Origin of the sequence: Herbaspirillum lusitanum P6-12, assembly GCF_000256565.1 — a bacterium.
In the GTDB taxonomy this organism is placed as follows: domain Bacteria; phylum Pseudomonadota; class Gammaproteobacteria; order Burkholderiales; family Burkholderiaceae_D; genus Herbaspirillum; species Herbaspirillum lusitanum.
The window spans coordinates 1-4,637 of record NZ_AJHH01000421.1; the positions used below are offsets into that span (position 1 = coordinate 1).

Genomic DNA, 4,637 nt, shown 5'->3' on the forward strand with positions numbered 1-4,637 from the left:
GCGCGCGGGCGATGCCGAGATTGGGATTGGCGTCGAGCGCGCGCTGCACCAGATCGTTGAGCACCGGATCTCCGAGCGCTTCCCACCAGCGATTGACGGGTGCTTCCGCGCTGGCGGCATCCTGAGCGCGCACGAAACGGCCCGATTGCAATGCCGCCGGAGCGGCATCGGGCGGTCCTGCGTATTCGGGGCCGAATGCGCAACCGGCCAGTGCCGCGACGCACGCGAGTGAGACAAGTTGAGAGAGAGGAAATGTTCGCATGATGTTTTTCAATGAGCCGCAACCGGTGCGGCGTTGGTCGGCAAAGGCCGCAAGAACAGCACCAGCGGCGTGATGCACAGGATCGCCACGCCCAGCAGCCAGAACAGGTCGGCGTAAGTCATCGTCAGCGCCTGCATCTGGATGGTGGAACCGAGCAGGCGTATCGCGATGTCTGGCCCGCCCAGCAGATGCGCCTGCGTCGCCATGCTCGATTGCACCAGCTCGGCGTTGGCGGAAATGCTTTCTTCAAGGCGGCGGCTGTGCAGCCACAGCCGCTGATCCTGAATCACGGCGATGCTGGCCAACGCCAGCGAGCCGCCCAGATTACGCGCGGCGCTGTAGATACCCGCCGCATCACCGGCCTGCGACGCCGGCACTGACCGGATCGCCGCCTGGTTCAGGAACAGCATCGCCAGCACCGTGCCGATGCCGCGCATCAGTTGCGAAGCCACGAACGAGCCGCCGTACGACAGGGGACTGAGATCGGTTTCCATGAAGGCGCTCGCCGCCAGCAACAGCAAGCCGACGCCAACCGCCAGCCGGATGTCGACGGTGCGCATCAGCAAGGGTGTGAACGGCATCATCAAGATCATCGGCACGCCCGACAGCAGCACGATCACGCCCGACTGCAGCGAGTTGTAGCCGGCGATGCCGGCGAGGAATTGCGGAATCACGTACGCCGTGCCGTACAAGGCCACGCCGACCGCCATCGCCATCAACGCCACCGATCCGAACTGGCGATCGCGCAATAACCGCAACTGAATCACCGGATGTCTGGCCCGCCACTGGCCGATGGCGAGCAGGATGAAGCCGAGCAGAGAGACGACCGCCAGCCAGCGGATGTCCGGCGAGGAAAACCACTGTTCGCGTTCGCCCTCCTCCAGCACCACCGTCAGGCCGCCGAGGCCAAGCGCCATCCCGAGGATGCCGAGCCAGTCGGCCTCGGCCAGTAGCTCGACCTTCGGCCGTTCATACGGCACCGCGACCAGCAACAAGGTGATCAGCGCGATGCCGACCGGCACGTTGAGGAAGAAGGAATAATGCCAGCTGACGTTCTCGGTCAGCCAGCCGCCCAGCACCGGGCCGAGCACCGGGCCGAGGATCGCGGTGGCGCCGAACAAGGCGTTGCCGACCGGCTGCTGTTCGCGCGGCAGGCGCGTGGCGATGATGGTCATGGCGGTCGGAATCAGCGCGCCGCCGGTGAAGCCCTGGCCGATGCGGCCGACGATCATCATCGGCAACGTGGTCGACAGTCCGCACATCACCGAGAACAGCGTGAACAGACCCGCCGCCGCCAGCAACAGCGTGCGCAAGCCGAGCAGTTTTTCCAGCCAGGAAGACAGCGGGATGATGATGATTTCCGCCACCAGATAAGCAGTGGCGATCCAGGTGCCTTCAGTGCCGCTGGCGCCGATCTCGCCCTGAATGGTGGGCAGCGAAGAATTGACGATGGAGATGTCCAGCGTCGCCATCAGTGCGCCGAGCGTGCCGGCGGCGACCGCCAGCCAGGCGCTGGCGTCGGCTTTCCGACCGGATGTCTGGCCGGATGTCTGACCGGTACCTGGTGAGGCGGCCGGCGAGCTCAATGCGTACGCTCCGTCGCGGCGGTATCGACTTCGGCCGTCACCGACAAGCCGGCGACGAAGATCCTGCGGTCTTCCGCCGAAGCGTCAACAGCGATGCGCACCGGCACGCGCTGGACGATCTTGGTGAAGTTGCCGGTGGCGTTCTGCGGCGGCAGCAGCGAGAATTGCGCGCCGGTGCCGGGAGCGATGCTTTCCACATGGCCCTTGAATTTTGTCCCCGGCAAGGCATCCACCTTGATCGCCACCGGCTGGCCGGTGCGCATGCTGCCGATCTGGGTTTCCTTGAAGTTGGCGACCACGTAAAAGTCGCTCGGGACCACCGTCATCAGGCGCGTGCCGGCCGACACGAACTGACCGACGCGCACCTGCTTGTCGCCGATGCGGCCGGCCACGCTGGCAGTGACCTGGGTGGATCCGAGATTGACGTTGGCGGCGTCGAATTGCGCCCGCGCCGTCTCGCCCTGGGCTCGTGCCTGGCGCACCTGCGCCTCGATCGAATGCACCCGCAGTCGTGCTGCTTCCAGCGCCGCGCGGCGGCCAGCGGTGTATAGCGCTCCACTTCGGACGCCGCAAAGCGCGCATCTTCTTCCGCCGAACTCAGTTGCGCCTGCGCCTGGCTGATCGCGGCCTTCTGCTCCTGCAGCTGCGCCTTGGCGGCGTCTTCGCTGGCGGTGGCGGCGTCGATCTGCGCCTTCGACTGCGAGGACTGCGCGGCGTAGTCGCGTGCATCGATGCGCACCAGCGGCTGGCCGGCCTTGACGTCCTGGTTATCGACGACGAACACTTGCTCGACATAGCCGGAGACCTTCGGCGCGACCGTCACGCTGTCGGCGTAGACGAAGGCATCGTTGGTGCTCTCCAGATACTTGCCACGCAATTCGTAATAAATGAACCAGGCGACGATCACGATCAGCACAACCACCAGCAGCGAGCGCAGGACCAGTTTGGCGCGCGGACTCATTTTTTTCTTCGGCTTGCCGTTCGCCGGCTTGTCATTCGTCGGATCTGCGTCTGGAGGGTTCTGCGTCGCCTCGGGGCGATTGTCTACCGCATCGGTCATGTTTGTTTTATCCTGAACTGGTTTCCTGAAGCAAAGCAGGCATTCGACTCGCCTGGCTCGCAAATCGGCGTGCCTTGAAACAGCGGGACTTGTCGAGCACACAACGACCGGGAGTCCCGGCGCCAAATTCATTTCTTTGACAGCATCGGGGAAAAAAGTGCTGCGCACCCCCGAGCCAGTGCGCAAGCAATTTGGCGATCAGTTATTCAAAGCCTGGAGCAGCGAAGAGATTGTGCAGCTGACGCTGCTGCCGGGGCGGCTGAATGCGCGCCTGCTTGAGTTGAAAGAAGAGAAGTGATTGAAGCAGTAATCCGCTGACGCGAGAATCAGCAATTCCTTACCGGGAGTGTCCGGCGTGCACTGACGGCGGCCCCGGGCGAGTCCACCTGAAAACCACAGTACGAAGAAATCCTGCTGCGAACAATTCAGCCACGCACGGCGGCTTCGATCGCGGCGACGTCAATTTTTCGCATCTTCATCATGGCGTCGAACGCGCGTTTGGCGGCAGCCTTGTCGGAGCCCATGACCGCATCCGTGAGTACCCGCGGCGAAATCTGCCACGACAAGCCCCACTTGTCCTTGCACCAGCCGCAGGCACTCTCCTGCCCGCCGTTGCCGACGATCGCATTCCATAGACGGTCGGTTTCTTCCTGGTCATCGGTGGCGATCTGGAACGAGAATGCCTCGCTATGGCGGAACGCGGCGCCGCCGTTGAGTCCGATACAAGGAATGCCCAGCACCGTGAACTCCACCGTCAGGACGTCGCCTTCCTTCCCGGAAGGATAATCGCCGGGAGCATGATGGACTGCGCCGACGGCGCTGTCGGGAAACGTCGCGGCATAGAACTGCGCGGCCTCCAACGCGGCGCCGTCGTACCAAAGACAGAGTGTGTTTTTGCTGGTCATGTCGGGTCTCCTGAATGGGTAGATAAATAGGGGAAAACGAATGCGACAGATGAACCGCGCGAGCCCCTGTCGCCGGCAACGCTCCTGCCGGATGCAGAATGCCAGATGGCGGTCCCGCTTGTTTTCGATCCGGTTTCTCAAGGATAGTGCCGATGTATTTCACCTGCAAGATCTGCCCCTCCCTTGCGATGGCGCGGCGCAGGCTTGCTGGCCTGCGTTGCCGCAAACATCGCATTCCCATGTCCCGGCGCTGGCGCTAACCAACCTCGTTAAACCATTCCACCGCATCCGCGCCGGCCGGCACGCGGAATCCGGTCGGACCGTCTTGCACGACCTGCCAGACTGCTTCCGCCACATCTGCCGAATGCGTCACTGCACCAGTGTAATTTTGGAATCCCGACAGCACCGCATTCATCGTGGCGGCGTAATCCTCAGGGAACGCTTGCGCAACTCTCGCATGTGCGTTGCTGGCAAACGCCGTTTCCGGCGCCATTCCCGGCAACACCACGCCTACGCGGATATTGAATTCCTGCAGCTCCAGCGCCAGAGATGCCGTGAATGCAACAATCGCTGCCTTGCTGGCCGTGTAGACGGGAAGCAGCGGCAAGGATTTTAACGTCACGGTCGAAGCCACATTCACGACGACACCTGACCTGCTGGCCCGGAACTGGGGCAGAAATGCCTGCGTCATGGCCATCGTACCGAAGGTGTTCGTTTCAAATACTTCACGTACGGCATCCATCGAAGTGCTCTCGAACGGCCCCAGCATGCCAACGCCGGCCAACCGGCGTTGTTGACCAGGACGTCGATCGCCCCGGCTTCTT

4 protein-coding genes and 2 pseudogenes are annotated in these 4,637 nt (G+C 63.1%); 1 reads left to right on the forward strand and 5 read right to left on the reverse strand.

Going from position 1 to position 4,637, the window contains the following annotated elements:
* The 3 genes and pseudogenes from HLUSI_RS32690 to HLUSI_RS28600 all read right to left on the reverse strand — a co-directional run.
* Window positions 1-262: pseudogene (locus tag HLUSI_RS32690) on the reverse strand (efflux transporter outer membrane subunit); the annotation flags it as partial.
* Between the two features lie 8 nt (window positions 263-270).
* Complete coding sequence (locus HLUSI_RS0113540) at window positions 271-1,848, reverse strand: MDR family MFS transporter (RefSeq protein ID WP_016834486.1); 1,578 nt, start codon at window positions 1,846-1,848, stop codon at window positions 271-273.
* Window positions 1,845-2,908, reverse strand: a pseudogene (locus HLUSI_RS28600) (HlyD family secretion protein). Before HLUSI_RS28600 ends, HLUSI_RS0113540 begins: the two are co-directional and overlap by 4 nt.
* A 157-nt stretch (window positions 2,909-3,065) precedes the next feature.
* Here HLUSI_RS28600 and HLUSI_RS32695 point away from each other — a divergent pair.
* Entirely contained in the window at window positions 3,066-3,206 is a 141-nt protein-coding gene (locus HLUSI_RS32695; RefSeq protein WP_157137855.1) for a hypothetical protein, read from the forward strand.
* 127 nt (window positions 3,207-3,333) lie between these two features.
* Here HLUSI_RS32695 and HLUSI_RS0113555 read toward each other — a convergent pair whose 3' ends face one another.
* Both HLUSI_RS0113555 and HLUSI_RS28605 read right to left on the reverse strand, forming a co-directional pair.
* The gene (locus HLUSI_RS0113555; protein WP_016834488.1) at window positions 3,334-3,813 is read right to left on the reverse strand and encodes a VOC family protein; all 480 of its coding nucleotides are present in this window, start codon (window positions 3,811-3,813) and stop codon (window positions 3,334-3,336) included.
* Window positions 3,814-4,069: 256 nt separating this feature from the next.
* Window positions 4,070-4,637, reverse strand: a 568-nt coding sequence (locus tag HLUSI_RS28605) for an SDR family NAD(P)-dependent oxidoreductase (RefSeq protein WP_238533999.1), incomplete at its 5' end; no start/stop codon positions are given.

Bases quoted from the DNA above. Each gene is read 5' to 3' on its own strand.
- HLUSI_RS0113555 (WP_016834488.1), bottom strand. From the start codon at position 3,813: ATGACCAGCAAAAACACACTCTGTCTTTGGTACGACGGCGCCGCGTTG.